Origin of the sequence: Oribacterium sp. oral taxon 102, from assembly GCF_013394775.1 — a bacterium.
Lineage (GTDB): Bacteria > Bacillota > Clostridia > Lachnospirales > Lachnospiraceae > Oribacterium.
Genome location: NZ_JABXYT010000001.1, coordinates 757114 through 775681 on the forward strand (window position 1 = coordinate 757114; position 18568 = coordinate 775681).

Annotated in this window: 12 protein-coding genes; all 12 read left to right on the top strand. The window is 58.1% G+C overall.

The genetic code is table 11. The features are described from left to right. Positions 1-38 precede the first annotated feature (38 nt). The 12 genes from HW273_RS03545 (at position 39) to HW273_RS03600 (ending at position 18564) form a co-directional block, all read left to right on the top strand. The gene (locus HW273_RS03545; protein ID WP_179010466.1) at positions 39-794 is read left to right on the top strand and encodes a cell wall-binding protein; all 756 of its coding nucleotides are present in this window, start codon (positions 39-41) and stop codon (positions 792-794) included. After that, entirely contained in the window at positions 791-1702 is a 912-nt protein-coding gene (locus HW273_RS03550) for a LysR family transcriptional regulator (RefSeq protein WP_179010467.1), read from the top strand. The genes HW273_RS03545 and HW273_RS03550 overlap by 4 nt, the downstream gene beginning before the upstream one ends. Before the next feature lie 12 nt (positions 1703-1714). Next, entirely contained in the window at positions 1715-2113 is a 399-nt protein-coding gene (locus tag HW273_RS03555) for a PTS transporter subunit EIIB (RefSeq protein ID WP_179010468.1), read from the top strand. 111 nt (positions 2114-2224) lie between these two features. Beyond that, entirely contained in the window at positions 2225-3601 is a 1377-nt protein-coding gene (locus HW273_RS03560; RefSeq protein WP_179010469.1) for an MATE family efflux transporter, read from the top strand. A 152-nt stretch (positions 3602-3753) separates the two neighbouring features. Then, positions 3754-7002: an isoleucine--tRNA ligase gene (gene ileS, locus HW273_RS03565; RefSeq protein WP_179010470.1), complete on the top strand. Its 3249-nt coding sequence runs from the start codon at positions 3754-3756 to the stop codon at positions 7000-7002. Positions 7003-7029: 27 nt separating this feature from the next. Beyond that, entirely contained in the window at positions 7030-9486 is a 2457-nt protein-coding gene (locus HW273_RS03570; protein ID WP_179010471.1) for a glycogen/starch/alpha-glucan phosphorylase, read from the top strand. 113 nt (positions 9487-9599) lie between these two features. Next, positions 9600-11726 carry a glutamine synthetase III family protein gene (locus HW273_RS03575; RefSeq protein WP_179010472.1) on the top strand — a complete coding sequence of 709 codons (2127 nt, stop codon included), beginning with the start codon at positions 9600-9602 and terminating at the stop codon, positions 11724-11726. Between the two features lie 174 nt (positions 11727-11900). Continuing rightward, a complete protein-coding gene (locus tag HW273_RS03580; RefSeq protein WP_179010473.1) occupies positions 11901-13796 on the top strand; it encodes a phosphotransferase in 1896 nt (631 codons plus the stop codon). Between the two features lie 127 nt (positions 13797-13923). Further along, on the top strand, positions 13924-15120 hold the full coding sequence (locus tag HW273_RS03585; protein WP_179010474.1) for an N-acetylmuramoyl-L-alanine amidase family protein: 1197 nt from the start codon (positions 13924-13926) through the stop codon (positions 15118-15120). 162 nt (positions 15121-15282) lie between these two features. Next, positions 15283-17196 (top strand): BMP family ABC transporter substrate-binding protein, encoded by a 1914-nt coding sequence (locus HW273_RS03590; RefSeq protein ID WP_179010475.1) that lies wholly within the window; start codon positions 15283-15285, stop codon positions 17194-17196. After that, entirely contained in the window at positions 17193-17903 is a 711-nt protein-coding gene (locus HW273_RS03595) for a metallophosphoesterase family protein (RefSeq protein WP_179010476.1), read from the top strand. The genes HW273_RS03590 and HW273_RS03595 overlap by 4 nt, the downstream gene beginning before the upstream one ends. After that, positions 17896-18564, top strand: coding sequence for a uracil-DNA glycosylase (locus HW273_RS03600; RefSeq protein ID WP_179010477.1), 669 nt, complete (start codon positions 17896-17898; stop codon positions 18562-18564). The genes HW273_RS03595 and HW273_RS03600 overlap by 8 nt, the downstream gene beginning before the upstream one ends. Positions 18565-18568 lie beyond the last annotated feature (4 nt).

Here is an 18568-nt window from a genome sequence, read left to right on the forward strand (position 1 = left end):
GGCGGATCTATACGCTATGCTTCGACAGGAGGAAAAGGATGAAGAGAGGCTGGAAAATCGGGAGAATGCTGGGGGCATGTATGCTCTGCCTCCTGTTCTTTTCCGTGACGGGACGCGCGCGAGATGTCTGGGAGCAGAAGGACGGCGTATGGTACTTCTATACGGAGCCGGATACGCTTCCGGAGAATTATGAGAGGACGCCCTACAGCGGCTGGATCCACGCTGACGGAGATGTATGGTACTATGCCGAGGCTTCCCGTATGATGACGGGCTGGCTGATCGTGGATGGCAGCTTCTATTACTTTCATGACGACGGCAGGATGGCGCGGAACGAGTGGGTCGGCTGCTTCTACCTCGGAGAGGATGGCGCAGCACTCACGGATACGACGACGCCGGACGGCACGAGACTCAGCATTTATGGATCGAGGATGCGGAGGGGCAAGGGCATAGAGGAGCTGAATGAGAAGACCGCGCGCTATATCGGGGTTCTGAAGGAGCATCCGGACGCACGGGCAGAGCTGGGCAGTCCCGGACAGGTCGTACTGGAGAACGGGAACGGCAAGCGCTTCCTGATCTTCAAGACCCTGTCGCTCTATGACAGGGAGAGCGGCGCGCTGCTTTACAGCGGCGACGGCGCCTTCGAAATGAATGCAGTGCTGGAACGGCGGGACGGTGACCGAATCACGACGTTTCGGGCGACGGAGCTTCTCGAAAACGGCACGCTTCTCGGGGAGAGGGTCTTCCTCGATCCGGCGGGGCTGATCACGGGGATTTCGCAGAGGGGTAAGCCATGACGCTGCAGCAGCTTCGGCAGGTCATCATGGTTTCCGACTGCGGCTCGATGAATGAGGCGGCGAAGCGGCTCTTCCTCACCCAGCCCAGCCTCTCCGCTGCGATCAAGGCGCTGGAGAAGGAGGTCGGGATCGAGATTTTCAGCCGCTCGAACCGCGGGATCGTCGTGACCTCGGAGGGAGAGGAGTTCCTCGGCTACGCCAGACAGATCTCCGAGCAGTATCAGCTCATGGAGGACAAATATCTCGCGGGGACGGCGCAGAAAAAGAAGTTCTCCGTCTCGATGCAGCATTATACCTTCGCGGTGGAGGCATTCATCCGACTTGCGCGGCAGTATGAGGCGGACAATAAATATGAGTTCGCGGTGCATGAGACGAAGACGATGGAGGTCATCGAGAATGTGAAGAACCAGACCAGCGAGCTGGGGGTGCTTTACCGGAACGACTTCAATGCAAGGGTCATCGGCAAGATCCTCCGGGAGGCTTCGCTGGAGTTCATCCCGCTCTTTGACTGCAACATCTTCGTTTTTCTGGCGAAGTCCAATCCGCTCGCGGGGAAGGCGCTGATCTCTATGGAGGATCTCCGGGACTATCCCTGCTGCTCCTTCGATCAGGGAGAACGCAATTCCTTCTACTTCGCGGAGGAGGTGCTCAGCACCTACGATTACAGGAAGCATATCAAGGTCAACGATCGCTCGACAATGCTGAATCTCATGCTCGGGCTGAATGGCTACACGCTCTGCTCCGGCATCATCTGTCAGGAGCTGAACGGTCCGGAGTATACGGCGGTTCCGCTGGATACGAAGGAGAAAATGACGATCGGCTACATCAAGAAGCGGAGGATGCCGCTTTCAGAGCTGGGACGGCGCTATGTTTCGGAGCTGCAAAGATACGAAAATCAACGACTGTAAGGGAGAGACGCTATGGAAAGCAGCATGAAAATCCTGATTCTCGCGGTATTGCTTCTCGCAGCATTTCTGCTCGGCTTCCTCTATGTGAAATACCGGAGCCGAAGAGAGCGGGGGCGCTATCTTCCACCGAAGGGCGGAAGGCAGCATGTCACGCTGGAATCGAAGGATCTCGGGAAGACGGCGCAGCAGCTGCTCCCAGGACTCGGCGGAAGGGAGAATATCCGCTCCGTCACGGCGGATGGCGCGCGGCTTCGGATCGAGATCGCGCAGTATTCTGCGGTCAATGAGACACTGCTCCGGGATTGCGGTGTGGGCGGCGTGCTCCGTCCCTCGAAGACGCTCCTGCATATCATCGTAGGAGAGCGCGCGGGGGAGCTCGCGGAGCAGCTGCGGGAAGCCGCGGGGCTTTGAACGGGACAGGGCGGACAGGCGGAAGCCGGAGCGAAGGATCTCCTCCGCTCCGGCTTCTGTCGGCAGCGGCATGGATGAATCTGACATGGGATTTCAGGAAAGGAAGGCGGGATGGCGGCGACGAAAAAGTATGAGATGGATATGACGAGCGGCGCGATCCTGCCGAAGCTGGTGCTGTTCAGCCTGCCGCTGATCGCGTCCGGTATCCTGCAGCTCCTGTTTAACGCGGCGGACGTGGTGGTCGTGGGACGCTTCGTCGGCCCGCAGGCGATGGCGGCAGTCGGCTCGACCGCCTCACTGATCAATCTGCTGATCAATTTCTTCATCGGGCTTTCGGTTGGTGTGAACGTCTGCGTTGCGCGGTATTATGCGGCAGGGAAGGACACGGCGCTTTCCGAGACGATTTCGACGGCGGTGCTGACGGCGGCACTCTCCGGCGTCCTGCTGATCCTGCTTGGCACGGCGCTGGCGCGTCCGATGCTGGAGCTGATGGGTTCCCCGCAGGATGTGATCGGGGACTCTGTGCGCTATCTTCGGATTTACTTCCTCGGGATGCCGGCAGTGATGCTCTATAATTTTATTTCCGCGATCTTCCGTGCCGTCGGAGATACGAAGCGCCCGCTCTACTTCCAGCTCGCTGCAGGGATCGTCAACGTGTTCCTGAATCTATTCTTCGTACTGGGGATGCGGATCGGCGTCGCGGGGGTTGCGATCGCGACCTCAGTGTCGCAGGCGCTCTCTGCGGCATGTCTCCTCGTGATCCTAACGCGGGAGGAGGGACGGCTGCACCTTGATCTTCGGCGGCTTCATATCAACCGGCAGAAGCTTCTCGAGATCTTCAAGGTCGGATTCCCTGCAGGCCTGCAGAGCACGGTGTTCAGCCTTTCGAACGTCATTATTCAGAGTGCGATCAATTCCTTTGGCAGCATCGCGATGGCAGGCTCGACCGCCAGTGCCAATATCGAGGGCTTCGTCTACATTTCGATGAACTCGGTTTACCAGACGAATCTCTCCTTCTGCAGTCAGAATATCGGCGCGGGGAAGTACAGCCGGATCAATCCGATCCTCTACAGGTGTCTTGGGCTGGTAACGGTGATCGGACTGGCGCTGGGGCTTCTGGCAAATCTGTTTTCTTCGCAGCTCTTCTCCTTCTATACGACAGATCCGGCGGTGGCGGCGTATGGGAAGGAGAGGCTTTTGATCATCACGGGACCCTACTTCCTCTGCGGTGCGATGGACACGATGGTGGGCTCCCTCCGCGGCATGGGCTACAGCTTCGAGCCGATGCTGGTGAGCTTTCTCGGCGCCTGCGGGACGCGGATTCTCTACATCATGACCCTGTTCCGTCTGCCGTTCTTTCATACACTCTCGTGGCTCTATATCGGCTATCCGGTGAGCTGGGCGCTGACCCTCTTCTGCCACTTCCTGACCTTCCGGATCGTCCGCAGGCGCTTCCCGCAGACGGATCGAAAGGACGGTATGGCTTGATTTCTGGGGGAGGTGCCGATATACTATATAAATTAGCGATGCGAGAGTGCGGCAGCTTCCGTCAGGAAGCTGCGAAACGATCTGGCACGGACGGAGTCTGTGTCCGGCAAAGCCGGATTTACTGTACTATATATTAGGGAGATGAGAGGGGAATGTTTAAAAAAGTTGATACCGACATGAACTTTGTTGAGAGGGAAAGGGAAGTAGAGGACTTCTGGAAATCCGAAGGGATTTTCGAGGAATCGATCAAGGCACATGAGGCGGACCCCTCTTATGTATTTTATGACGGGCCTCCGACAGCGAACGGCAAGCCGCACATCGGACATGTGGAGACCCGTGCCTTCAAGGATATGATCCCCCGGTATTATGCCATGAAGGGACGCATGGTGCCGCGGAAGGCGGGCTGGGACACGCATGGGCTCCCGGTGGAGCTGGAGGTCGAGAAGCAGATCGGCATCAACGGCAAGGAGCAGATCGAGCATTATGGCATTGCGCCGTTCATCGATCACTGCAAGGAGAATGTCTGGAAATACAAGGGAATGTGGGAGGATTTCTCCTATAAGGTCGGCTTCTGGGCGGATATGGAGAATCCCTATGTGACCTATCACGACGACTACATCGAGTCCGAGTGGTGGGCGCTGAAGGAGATCTGGAAGAAGGGGCTCCTCTATGAGGGCTTCAAGGTGGTGCCCTACTGCCCGCGCTGCGGGACGCCGCTCTCTTCTCATGAGGTGGCGCAGGGCTACAAGGAGCTGCACGAGCGCTCTGCGATCGTGCGCTTCCAGGCGAAGGACGGGGATTTCTTCTTCCTCGCATGGACGACGACACCGTGGACGCTGCCGTCCAATGCCGCGCTCTGCGTCAATCCGGAGCTGGAGTATTCGAAGGTGAAAGCTGCCGACGGCTATACCTATGTGCTGGCGACGAGCCTTCTGGACAGGGTGCTCGGATCGCTTGCAAGCGACGACCATGCCGCCTATGAGACGATTTCCACCTGTATTGGCAGTGATCTGGTCGGGATGTCCTATGTGCCGCTCTATGCCTGTGCGCGGGAGGCGGCGGAGAAGCAGCACAAGAGGGCGCATTTCGTGGTGGCGGACAGCTATGTCAGCGCAGAAGACGGCACCGGCATCGTACATATCGCCCCTGCTTTCGGTGAGGATGACGCGCGCGTCGGACGGGAATATGACCTGCCGCTCCTGAAGTTTGTGAACGAGAAGGGGGAGATGACAGAGGAGACGCCGTTTGCCGGCATGCGCTGCAAGCCTACCGAGGAGGAGACAGCGCGGGGCGCAGTTTCCGCCGACCCTGCCGTGCTTCGGGAGCTGTCCGAGAGGAAGCTGCTCTTTGACGCGCCGCAGTTTACGCACAGCTATCCGCACTGCTGGAGGTGCGGCACGCCGCTGATCTACTATGCGAGAGAGTCATGGTTTATCAAAATGACCGCGGTGAAGGACGCGCTCATCCGAAACAACAATACCGTTAACTGGATTCCGGAGTCGATCGGCAAGGGGCGCTTCGGCGCATGGATCGAGAATGTACAGGACTGGGGCATTTCCCGGAATCGCTACTGGGGCACGCCGCTCAATATCTGGAAGTGCAGTGCATGCGGGCATAAGGAGTCGATCGGTTCGATCCGGGAGCTCTCCGAGAAGGGGAAAAACTATCGGGAGCTGCTCGATGCATGGAAGGCAAAGGGAGAGAAGGGCTACAGCAGGGACTATGTCGGCTATGAGCATATCGAGCTCCACAAGCCCTACGTGGATCAGATTATCTGCACCTGCCCGGACTGCGGCGGGGAGATGCGCCGCGTTCCGGAGGTGATCGACTGCTGGTTCGATTCCGGTGCCATGCCCTATGCGCAGCACCATTATCCGTTTGAAAACAGGGAGCTCTTCGAGGCACAGTTCCCGGCGCAGTTTATCTGCGAGGCGGTGGATCAGACCCGCGGCTGGTTCTATTCCCTGCTGGCAGAGTCCACCATTCTGTTCAACAGGGCGCCGTATGAGAATGTCCTCGTGCTCGGGCATGTGCAGGATGAAAACGGGCAGAAGATGTCGAAGTCGAAGGGCAACGCGGTCGATCCGATGGATGCACTGACGAAGCATGGTGCGGATGCGATCCGCTGGTTCTTCTACACGAATTCCGCGCCGTGGCTGCCGAACCGCTTCCACGACAAGGCAGTGGTGGAGGGACAGCGCAAATTTCTCTCGACACTCTGGAATACCTATGCCTTTTTCGTGCTTTATGCGAATATCGATCAGTTCGATCCGACGAGATACACGCTGGAGACATCGGGGCTCTCTGTCATGGATCGCTGGCTTCTGAGCCGGCTGAACAGCGTGATCCGAGAGGTGGATCAGGATCTCGCAGGCTTCCGGATACCGGAGGCGGCGGCAGCGCTGCAGGATTTCGCGGATGATATGAGCAACTGGTATGTCCGCCTGTCCAGAGAGCGCTTCTGGGCGAAGGGGATGGAGCAGGACAAGGTCAATGCCTATGAGACGCTCTACACGACACTGGTAAGCTTCGCGAAGCTGGCAGCGCCGCTCGTGCCGTTTATCACGGAGAGTATCTACCGGAACCTCGTATGCTCTGTGAATCCGGACGCGCCGAGATCCGTACATCTCTGCGATTATCCGATATCCGATCCGGCGCGGATCGACGACGGGCTGGAGGCATCCATGCAGGAGGTGCGTGAGCTCGTACAGCTCGGTCGTGCGGCGAGAAACACCGCGGCAGTGAAGAACCGGCAGCCGCTGGGAGATCTGTACGTCAGGGCGGAGAAGCCGCTCGACAGCTTTTTCATGGAGATTGTGCGCTCTGAGCTCAATGTGAAGAGAGTTCATTTCGAGGAGGAGCTCTCTGCCTTCACGGCATACAGCTTCAAGCCGCAGCTGAAGACCGTCGGGCCGAAGTACGGCAAGCTTCTGAATGCGATCCGCGCTCATCTCACGGAGATGGACGGCGCGCGCGCGATGAAGGAGCTGAATGAGACCGGAGAGCTGCGCTTCACAGAAGAGCAGGAGGAGGTAGTGCTCACGAAGGAGGATCTCCTGATCAGCGTTTCCCAGAGAGACGGCTTCGTGACGGAGGAGGGCAACGGCTATACGGTCGTGCTCGATACGAATCTGACGGAGGCGCTGCGTGAGGAGGGCTTCGTTCGCGAGCTGATATCGAAGCTCCAGACCATGCGGAAGGAGGCAGGTCTCGAGGTGATGGACCACATCGAGGCATCGGTGACGGGAAATGAGAAAATCGCGGCGCTTTCCCGGAAGCATGAGAGTGAGATCCGGCAGGTAGTGCTCTGCGACAGTCTGGTTTACAGCGGCATCGAGGGCCATCAGAAGAGCTGGGATATCAACGGCGAGGAAGTGACGCTCACGGTCAGAAGGGCATGAGAAGGAACGAAGGAGAGGGACGAGGACATGGAAAACTTCGATAAGGCAGCATTTAAAAAGGAAATCGAGAGCAATGCAAGGAAGCTCTTCCGCAGGGATCTCCGGGATCTCGATCAGAAGGAGGCGTTTCAGGCGGTTGCCGCTGCGGTGCAGGATCAGATCATCGATGACTGGATGCGTACCCAGAGGGCGGCGGAGAAGCAGGATGCCAAGAGAGTGTACTACCTCTCGATGGAGTTTCTGATGGGGCGTGCGCTCGGCAACAATATCCTGAATCTCTGTGCGCATGAGGGAATCCGCGAGGTGATCTCCGAGCTGGGGCTGGACTTAAATGCGCTGGAGGACGAGGAGCCGGACTGGGCGCTCGGCAACGGCGGACTCGGCAGACTCGCCGCCTGCTTCCTGGACTCGCTCGCGACGCTCGGCTACTGGGCATGCGGCTGCGGCATCCGTTATAAGTACGGGATGTTCAAGCAGCGGATCGTGGATGGCTATCAGAAGGAGGAGCCGGACGACTGGCTGAAGGATGGAAACCCCTTCGAGATCCGCCGTGCAGAGCTCTCGAAGGAGGTGCGCTTCGGCGGCTGGGTCGAGACGGTGAACGAAGACGGTAAGCTTCGCTTCGTACAGAGGGGATACCAGTCTGTGATCGCCATTCCGTATGATACGCCGGTGGTGGGATACAACAATCATGTCGTGGATACGCTTCGGGTATGGGATGCGCAGGCAAAGGATGTCTTCCATCTGGAGGAGTTCGATAAGGGAAATTACCAGAAGGCGGTCGAGTCGGAGAATATGGCGCGGAATATCGTCGAGGTGCTCTATCCGAACGACAATCACTATGCGGGCAAGGAGCTCCGCCTCCGTCAGCAGTATTTCTTCATCAGTGCCTCCGTACAGACCGCGGTGAAGGAGTATGCCGACAAGCACAACGGGGATGTGACGAAGCTCTATGAGAAGGCGGCATTCCAGATGAACGACACGCACCCGACGGTCGCCGTGGCGGAGCTGATGCGCGTGCTGATGGACGACTATGATCTGGACTGGGATCTCGCCTGGGATATCACGACGAAGACCTGCGCCTATACGAATCACACGATCATGGCGGAGGCGCTCGAGAAGTGGCCGATCGAGCTCTTCTCCAAGCTGCTTCCGCGTATTTACCAGATTGTAGAGGAGATCAATCGCCGCTTCTGCGAAGAGATCCGTGCGAGGTATCCGGAGAATGCGGAGGAGAAGATCCGTGCGATGGCGGTCATCTATGACGGGCAGGTCAAGATGGCGCATCTGGCGATCGTCGGCGGGCATGCCGTGAACGGCGTGGCGAAGCTGCACACGGAGATTCTGGAGAAGCAGGAGCTCAAGGACTTCTATGAGCTCTACCCGGAGAAATTCTCCAACAAGACGAACGGCATCACGCAGAGGAGATGGCTGCTGCATGCCAATCCGGAGCTTGCCGCGTGGATCGACGACAAGATCGGGACAGAGTGGGTGACGGATCTCCCGCGCCTTAGGAAGCTCACGATCTACGCCGAGGACAGGAAGGCGCAGGCGGAGTTCATGGCGATCAAGCGTCACAATAAGGAGCGGCTCGCGCGCTATATCCTCGAGCACAACGGTGTTCAGGTCGATGTAAACTCGATTTTCGACGTCATGGTGAAGCGGCTTCACGAGTACAAGCGCCAGCTCCTTAATATCCTGCATGTGATGTACGTCTACAATCAGCTGAAGGATCATCCGGATATGGAGTTTACGCCGCACACCTATATCTTCGGCGCGAAGGCGGCGGCAGGCTACAGGACTGCGAAGCTGACGATCAAGCTGATCAATAATGTGGCAGAGGTCATCAACAACGACGAGAGCATCCATGGCAGGATCAAGGTCGTATTCATTGAGGATTACAAGGTATCCTCCGCGGAGATCATCATTCCGGCGGCGGACATCTCCGAGCAGATCTCCACGGCATCCAAGGAGGCATCCGGCACCTCGAATATGAAGCTGATGCTGAACGGCGCGCTGACGCTGGGCACCATGGACGGCGCGAATGTCGAGATCGTGAAGGAGGCGGGAGAGGAGAACGCGTTCATCTTCGGTATGTCCTCTGACGAGGTCATCGCGCTGGAGCATAGCGGCGAGTACAAGCCGATGGATATCTTCAATGCCAACCAGGATATCCGCCGCGTACTGATGCAGCTCGTGAACGGCTATTACAGCCCGGAGAACCCGGAGCTCTTCCGTCCGCTCTACAACTCGCTTCTGAATACCAATGAGTCGGATGTAGCGGATCGCTACTTCATCCTCCGGGATTTCCCGGCGTATGCGGAGGCGCAGAGCCGTGCGGTCGAGCGCTTCGGTGACGAGGCATGGTGGGCGAGAGCCGCGATCCTGAATACCGCGAATGCCGGCAAGTTCTCCTCTGACAGAACGATCGAGGAGTATGTCAGGGACATCTGGAAGCTGGATCGGCTGAAGCTCGAAAAATAAGCGTGAAAAGAGGAATCCGTGGGGCGGGTTCCTCTTTTGTCTTGCCAGAACTGCGGCAGATGAAGTAAAATTTATTCCCGAAAGTCTCTATTGTGCGAGAAGAGGAGAACAGGATGAGCGAGAGGGTGAATGTCACAGAGCTTTTCGGCATGAATGTGTTCAATGACAAGGTCATGCGGGAACGGCTTCCGAGGGAGGTGTACCGGAGGCTGAAAAAGACCGTGAACGAGGGCTATGAGCTGGATCCGACGATTGCGGATTCTGTCGCGCAGGCGATGAAGGAGTGGGCGATCGAGAATGGAGCGACGCACTATACGCACTGGTTCCAGCCGCTGACCGGCATCACGGCGGAGAAGCATGATTCCTTCATTTCCGCACCGGACAGCGAGGGCAAGGTCATGATGGAGTTCTCCGGCAAGGAGCTGGTTCGGAGCGAGACGGATGCCTCCTCCTTCCCCTCAGGCGGGCTGCGTGCGACCTTCGAGGCGCGCGGCTATACCGTATGGGACTGCACCAGCCCTGCCTTCCTCCGGCGGGAGGGAGAAGCGGTGACGCTCTGCATCCCGACGGCGTTCTGCTCCTATACGGGTGAAGCACTGGATCAGAAGACCCCGCTGCTCCGCTCCATGCAGGCGGTCAACGAGCAGGCGCTCCGGGTGCTGCGTCTCTTCGGTAATACCAGCTCAAAGAATGTGAAGCCCTCCGTCGGTGCGGAGCAGGAGTATTTCCTGATCGACCGGGAGAAATATCTGAAACGGAAGGATCTGATCTATACCGGACGTACGCTCTTCGGCGTCATGCCGGCGAAGGGGCAGGAGCTGGACGATCATTACTTCGGCGTGATCCGGAAGCGGATCGCCGCCTTTATGCGGGATGTCGATCTCGAGCTCTGGAAGCTCGGCGTCAGCGCGAAGACGGAGCACAACGAGGCGGCTCCGGCACAGCATGAGCTCGCGCCGATCTATGACGAGGCGAACCTCGCTGCGGATCATAATCAGCTCGTGATGGAGACGCTGAAAAAGGCGGCGGGCAGGCATGGACTGGAATGCCTCCTGCATGAGAAACCGTTTGAGGGTGTGAACGGCTCCGGCAAGCACAATAACTGGTCGCTGACGACGGACGACGGCATCAATCTGCTGAATCCGGGCGTCACGCCGCATGAAAACGTCCAGTTCCTGCTGGTGCTGTCCTGCATTCTGGCAGCGGTGGATATTCATGCCGACCTTCTCCGACTCTCCGCAGCGGATGTGGGAAACGATCACCGTCTCGGCGCAGACGAAGCACCGCCCGCGATCATCTCGGTTTTCCTCGGGACGCAGTTGGAGGATGTCGTGGAGCAGCTGATCGGCACCGGCTATGCGACGAATTCGAAGCGGGGGAAGAATCTGAAGACCGGTGTGACTACGCTCCCGGATCTGGACGCGGATGTCACGGACCGGAACCGGACCTCGCCCTTTGCCTTCACCGGCAACAAGTTCGAGTTCCGTATGGTGGGCTCCTCGGACTCCATTGCCAGTACGAATACGATCCTGAATACCATCGTCGCGGAGCAGTTCAAGGCGGCGGCGGATCGGCTGGAAAACGCGGCGGATTTCCAGCTCGAGCTGCATGACCTGATCAAGGAGCTCCTGTCGAAGCACGAGAGGATTATCTTCAACGGCAACGGCTATTCCGAGGAGTGGGTCGCCGAAGCGGCACGGAGAGGCCTTCCGAATCTCCCCTCCATGGTGGATGCGATCCCGGCGCTGACGACGGAGAAGGCGATTCGCCTTTTCAGCGAATTTGACATCTATACGGAGAGCGAGCTCCGGAGCCGCAGCGCGGTGGAGTTCGAGCAGTATGCGAAGGTTATCAATATCGAGGCGCGCGCGATGATCAACATTGCCGGAAAGCAGATTATTCCGGCGGTAATCCGCTACAATACACGGCTCGCAGATTCCGTCAACAAGGTGCGCGCCGCCTGCGCGGAGGCGGATGTGTCAGTGCAGCTGGGGCTCCTGACCCGCTCCTCCCGCCTCCTTCGTGAGCTGCAGGATCGGAGGGAGCAGCTGCTCTTTGATGTGGAGCGCTCCCTCCGGATCCGGGATGCCGAGGAACGGGCGCATGCCTACCACGACCTTGTGGCGGCGGACATGGAGGCGCTCCGTGCGCCGGCAGATCAGCTGGAGGGGATCGTGGACAAGGATCTTTGGCCCTTCCCGTCCTACGGCGACCTGATCTTCGAGGTCTCGGAGCAGTAGGACATAGCATACGGGGGGTGTTCTGTGTGTATACATGCACATTCCGCATATGGCTTTCAAATCATCCGCTTGCATTTCCGGTCTTTCAGTGCTAGAATGTTCAAAAAGTTGGATGAGATATAAAATATGAACAAAAATACAAGGAAAACACAGAAACAAGGAGAAGAGACGGCGATGAATGAGCTGATCATGGTACTGCGGACGCTTCTGGAGAAGCCGGAGTGTACGCAGCGGGAGCTGGCGAAGCTTCTCAGGATCTCTCTGGGAAAGCTGAACCAGCGTGTCGCAGCGGGTATTGCGGACGGCTATCTTCTCCGGGAGGAGGGGACGAAGCGCGGCAGACTCTGTGTCAGTGCGAAGGGGAGGGAGCTGCTCGGGGGGTATCGGGTCGATGCCGCCCTGATTCTCGCCTCCGGCTTCGGCTCCCGCTTCGTGCCGCTTACCTATGAGACGCCGAAGGGGCTTCTGGAGGTGCTCGGAGAGCGGATGATCGAGCGGCAGATCCGGCAGCTCCACGAGGCGGGGATCACCGACATCGCGATCATGGTCGGCTATCTGAAGGAGAAGTTCGACTATCTTGTAGACAAGTATGATCTGAAGCTGATCTACAATCCGGAGTATGCTGTGAAGAATACGCTGGCGACGGTCTGTCATGCGGCGGACTTTCTTCGCGGGAAGAATTGCTACATCCTCTCCTCCGACAACTGGCTGCGGGAGAATCTCTATCATAGCTATGAGCCCTGCAGCTGGTACGCGGCGAGCTTCATGGCGGGAGAGACCCGGGAGTGGGCGATAGACTTCGGCAAGAATCGGGTGATCCGGGAAGTAAGGGTCGGAGGAGAGAATCAGTGGTGCATGTACGGTCCGGTCTACCTCACGCGGGAGTTCACGGAGGCGTTCCTGCCGCTCGCCGCGGCGTATTACCGGATGCCGGGCACGGAGCAGTTCTACTGGGAGGATGTGCTGATCCGGAATCTCCGGAGACTGCCGGAGCTTCATGCGAATATGCAGGAGGAGAACGTCATCTATGAATTTGAGAATCTGGAGGAGCTGCGGGAATTTGACGAGAGGTATCTGCATCATTCCGGCTCAGAGGCGATGCGGCTGGTGTCCCGCGGCATGGGGATTCCCGAATCGGACATTATCAACATTCGCTGCCTGAAGGCAGGGATGACCAACAAGTCGTGGCTTTTCTCCGTTTCGGAGCGTTCCGCCTCGGCAGGATACCGCGGACAGTCCTATATCTGCCGGATTCCGGGGCCGGGCACGGAGCAGCTCATCAAGCGGGAGGAGGAGGCAGCGGTCTACGAGGCGGTGTCGGCGCTCGGCATCACGGAGGATATTGTCTATTTCGACCGGAAGAGCGGCTATAAGCTGTCCCGCTATTATGAAGGCGCGCGGAATGCGGATTTCTCGAAGCCGGAAGAGAGATACGCCTGTATGGCGATGCTGAAGCGTCTGCATAATTCCGGCATCTCACTTCCCCATGCCTTCGATATTCGGGAGCGGCTCCGGCATTACGAGGCGCTTTGTCTCCGAAACGGACATGAGATCGGCTTCGAGGACTATCCGAAGATCCGGATGCAGGCAGACTCGGTGCTCGCCTATCTGGACGGGCTCTCCCGCGAGAGGACGATTTGCCACATCGACTCGGTGCAGGACAATTTTCTCTTCACCGGAGAAGGGCTCCGGATGATCGACTGGGAGTACAGCGGTATGGCGGATCCCCTCATCGATATCGCGATGTCGGCAATTTATTCCTACATGAGCTTCGCAGAGGCGGAGGAGCTGCTCGCGGATTACCTCGCTGCACCGCTCTCCGGCGCAGCGGAGACGGCCCTTCCGGGAGAGAAGACATTCCCCGAGCGGGGGATTGCCGTGCAGGGAGCGGCGTTTCCGGAGCTGTCGGATATCGTCACGGCATATATGGGACTGGGGGGGCTGCTTTGGGCGCTCTGGGGTATGTATAAAATCTCCCTCGGGGAGAGCTTCGGGGAGTATACGCTCCGGATGTACCGCTACTTCAAGAATGCGTACCGGCGGCTCACGGAGCATGGCAGACTCGGATGAAATCTTACAGAAAAATCAGAAAAATTAAGGGGAAAGAAAGGGACAGACAGCGGAGAGTGTGCTATCTTATGAATAGAGAATTCAGAATCTGAGGAGTTGCTTTCCTGGATGGTTTGGAGGGAATGAGATGAGACTTTCGAGACGGCTTTCCGCCCTGCTGCTGTGTACGGCGCTTTCGCTGTCGGCATGGTCCGGCGCAGCGTACGCAGGCTGGGGACAGGAGAATGGGAAATACTATTATGTCGATGATTCCACGAACAAGCGGATTACCGGGAAGTGGATTCATACCTCTTCCGGCTACTATTATATCGGCTCCGACGGCTATACGGTGACGGGCTGGAAGAAGATCAACAATAACTGGCACTATTTCCGCGACTCCGGGCTGATGGCGACGGGCTGGCGTCAGATCGGCACAGACTGGTACTATCTCCGTTCCGACGGTGTGATGCAGACCGGCTGGCTGAAGACGGAGCGGAACGGTGCGACCGTCTGGTATTATCTGAAGGCGAGCGGCGTTATGGCGACGGGCTGGCGGCAGATCAATAAAAAATGGTATTACTTCGGCACAGAGGACGGCGTGATGCTCTCGAATACCTGGGTCAAGCTGAAGGAGAAGTGGTACCATTTCGGCACAGACGGCGCGATGGATACCGGCTGGTACAAGCAGGACAACAGCTACTACTATCTGAACGGCAGCGACGGGCAGATGGAGACCGGCTGGAAGACGGACACCGAGGGCAATAAGTATTACATGAACCCGAACAACGGGATCATGAGCACCGGCTGGCAGAAGATCGAGAATGACTGGTACTACTTCACCGGCAATGGCAGGATGGTGAAGGGCTGGCTGCAGGACGGCAGCCGCTATTACTATCTAAGTGACGGCAAAATGGCGGCGAACACGACGCTGGATATCGGCGGTACGAACTACAGCTTCGACAGCAGCGGTGCGGCGATCACAGCTCCGGCGAATGTTTCCTCTACGCAGGCGAACGCGCCGCAGTCCAGCAGCGGCAGCAGTACGCCAAACGGCGGGGGTACAACCACCACAACAACTACGACCACCACGACTACGACCACAGTCACCCCCGGCGGGGCAGGTGAAACCAATGCCGCTGACCAGCGCACAGGGCCGGGCGCATCGGGAAATGGCACAGCCGTTGTGCCGGGAGGGACGAGCGCCGGCTCGAATGTGACGACAGTACCGGGCGGAAATACCGGCAGTGCACCGAACGGGACGACGAACCCCGCGATCCACAGCAGCTCCGGAAACAGCGGGAATACCGGTGCGCTGATCGAAGGCAGCACGACAGGCCCGAAGTAAAGGCAGGGAGCCTGGCGGATATCCTTGGTTCAGACAGAGGGCGATACTGCTGCAAACAGAGCAGGAGAAGGGATACAGGAATGGATCCTTTCTCCTTTTTTCTTTCGTTTGTGCTGCGGAAATGTGTTATACTGGTATATATCCGCAGGAGGGGGACGGCAAATGACGGAGGAATATCAGGAGGCGAAGAAGCTGGGGGACTGGGCGTATCGGCGCGCGGTTCTGTTCGGGAAATATCCGTACCTGCCGGCATTGGACGATATCGTGAAGCCGGAGGATGTACAGGGGGAGAACCGGCTGGGCGTGTTGGAGATCCCGATCGACGATATCGTCGGGACGAAAACTGCGGGACGGCAGCAGGCCTTCGCGGACAATTTCATGCCGCTTCTGGGGGTTCGTACGGAATTCGCGATGAAGTGGACGCACCTCTATGAGTCTGCGGTGAACGAGGGGATACGCGATCCGATTCTGGTCTATGAGTATCTACGCAAGTTCTACGTACAGGAGGGAAACAAGCGGGTTTCCGTGATGAAGTACAATAAGGCAGGCTCCATTCCCGCGAATGTGATCCGGGTCATGCCGGTTCGGACGGAAGAGAAGGAAAACCGGCTCTACTATGAATTCGTGGAGTTTTTTCGTGCTGCGCGAATGTATTCCATCACGTTCTCCGAGCCGGGAGGCTACGAGCGGCTCCAGAAGCTCTGCGGCATGGAGCCGGGGGAGCTGTGGCCGGAGGAGCTTCGCAAGGATGTACACGCAAGCTTCGAGCGCTTTCGGGAGCAATATACGGAGCGGGGCGGCGGGAAGCTCGAGATCACGGCGGGAGACGCCTTTCTGATCTATCTGAATGTCTATGGCTTCGCCAGTCTCCGGGACGGAGGAACGCAGGAGATTCAGGAGAATATCGAGAAGGTATGGAAGGAGTACCTGAAGTCTGCCGGAGAGGTCACGCTGGTGCAGACTCCTACCGAGGTTCGGCGGAGCGGCAGCGCGCTTCCGTTTCTGTCCGCGCCGCTGGCGGTGCGGAAGCAGCCTCTGCGGATCGCCTTTCTCTACGAGCAGGACATCGAGGTTTCGAGCTGGACCTATGCGCATGAGCTGGGAAGAAACTATCTGAATGAGAAATTCCGGGAGCGGGTGGAGACCTGGAAGTATGAGAATTGCCGGGATGAAGCGGCGGTCAGCGCTGCGATCCGGAACGCCGCGGAGCGGGGCGCCGACATTATCTTCACGACGGCGGGAACGATGATGGAGGTGGCGGTCAAGATGGCGATCGCGTATCCGGACATCCGCATCCTGAACTGTTCGGTGCATGCCTCCTACAATTCGATCCGGAGCTATTACGGCAGGATGTACGAGGCGAAATACCTGATGGGCGCGCTGGCGGCGTCGGTGACGGAGGGCAATGACATCGGCTATGCGGAGCTTTGCCCGCTCTACGGCACGCTCGCGAATATCAATGCCTTCGCGCTCGGTGCACAGCTGATCAACCCTTGGGCACGTGTGCACCTCCGCTGGAGAGGCAGGCGGGACGACGACTGGAAGCGGTACTTCCGGGAGAAGGGCATCACGACGATTTCCGGGCAGGAATTCTCCCGCGCAGACAGACCCTCCCGGGAATACGGGCTTTATATTTCCGTGGACGGGGAGCTCGTGACCAATCTCGCAGCGCCGGTATTCGACTGGGGGAAGTATTACGAGCTTCTGGTCAATTCCGTCATGGAGGGCTCCTTCGAGGAGAGCCGGCTCGCCAGATCGCATCAGGCGCTCAACTATTGGTACGGACTTCGGGAGGGGGTCATCGACATCCTGCTCTCGGGAGAGCTGAACTACAGCTCGCGGAAGCTGATTGAGCTTCTCAGGAGAGAGATCATTCTGGAGCGGCTCAGCCCGTTCCATGGCGAGCTGCACAGTCAGGAGGGGCTGATCCAGGACGACGCGGCGGGCAGTCTCGGTGCGGAGGAAATCGTGAATATGCGCTGGCTGAACGACAATGTCATCGGCGAGCTGCCGAAGCTCACGGAGTTTACGGAGCCGGTGCAGGAGCTGATTCGGGCGGGAGGCTTTCTGACATGAGGATACTGTTCATTGCGGATGAGGAATCCAAGTCCCTCTGGGATTATTTTGATAAGTCGAAGCTGCAGGGGATAGATCTGATTGTTTCATGCGGTGACCTGTGTCCGGAATATCTGCAGTTTCTGGTGACGATGGGGAGAGCGCCGCTGCTCTATGTGCATGGAAACCATGATAGCAGCTACGATTACCGTCCGCCGCTCGGCTGTGAATGCATCGAGGATCGGGTCTATGACTTCCATGGGCTTCGGATCCTCGGGCTGGGCGGCTCCATGCGCTACGGGAACGGAGTGTACATGTATTCGGAGCGGGAGATGGCGAAGCGGGTGCAGCGGGTTCGGCGGGATATCGCGCTGAAGAATGGCTTCGATCTCCTGGTGACGCACGCGCCGGCAAAGGGCTACGGGGATCTCCCGGATCTTCCGCATCAGGGCTTCGTCTGCTTCGAGGAGCTTCTACGCCGCTATCATCCGAAATATATGGTGCACGGGCATGTCCATGCCAGCTACGGGGACTTCCGGCGGGAACGGGCACATTCGTGCGGGACACGGATTATCAACGCCTATGAGAAATATATTCTGGAGATCGGAAAGGACGAATATCCGGCGGAGGGAAAGACCGGCTCGCTGCTCTATGACCTCTACAAGCAGGTTTCGCAGCAGAGAGAGCGGAGGAGCTCCCATGTAAGTTTTGGAGGAGAGCATGATTGACAATGACTGGCTGCCGCCGATGAAGGCGGAGTTTGCGAAGCCGTATTACCGACGGCTCTACAATACAGTGAAGCGGGAGTATGAGACGCGGCGGATCTTTCCGGATGCGGGGGATATTTTCAACGCCTTCCGTTTCACGCCCCTCTCCGAGGTGAAGGTCGTGATTCTGGGGCAGGATCCCTATCATAATGTGGGGCAGGCGCATGGACTCAGCTTCTCAGTCAAGCCGGGGGTGGAGATCCCGCCCTCTCTGAAAAATATTTATCAGGAGCTCCATGACGATCTGGGCTGTTATATCCCGAACAACGGGTATCTTCGGGCATGGGCGGAGCAGGGCGTGATGCTGCTGAATACAGTGCTCACGGTTCGTGCCCATGAGGCGAATTCCCATCGGGGGATCGGATGGGAGGAGTTCACGGATGCGGCGATCCGGGTGCTTGCGGAGCAGGATCGTCCGATGGTATTCATCCTCTGGGGCAGTCCTGCGCAGAAAAAGGCGGAGATGCTTCATAATCCGAAGCATCTGGTGCTGAAGGCACCGCATCCGAGCCCGCTGAGCGCCTACCGCGGCTTCTTCGGCTCGAAGCCGTTTTCGAAGACGAATCGTTACCTCACAGAGCAAGGACTTTCGCCGATCAACTGGCAGATCGAAAACAGATAGCGCA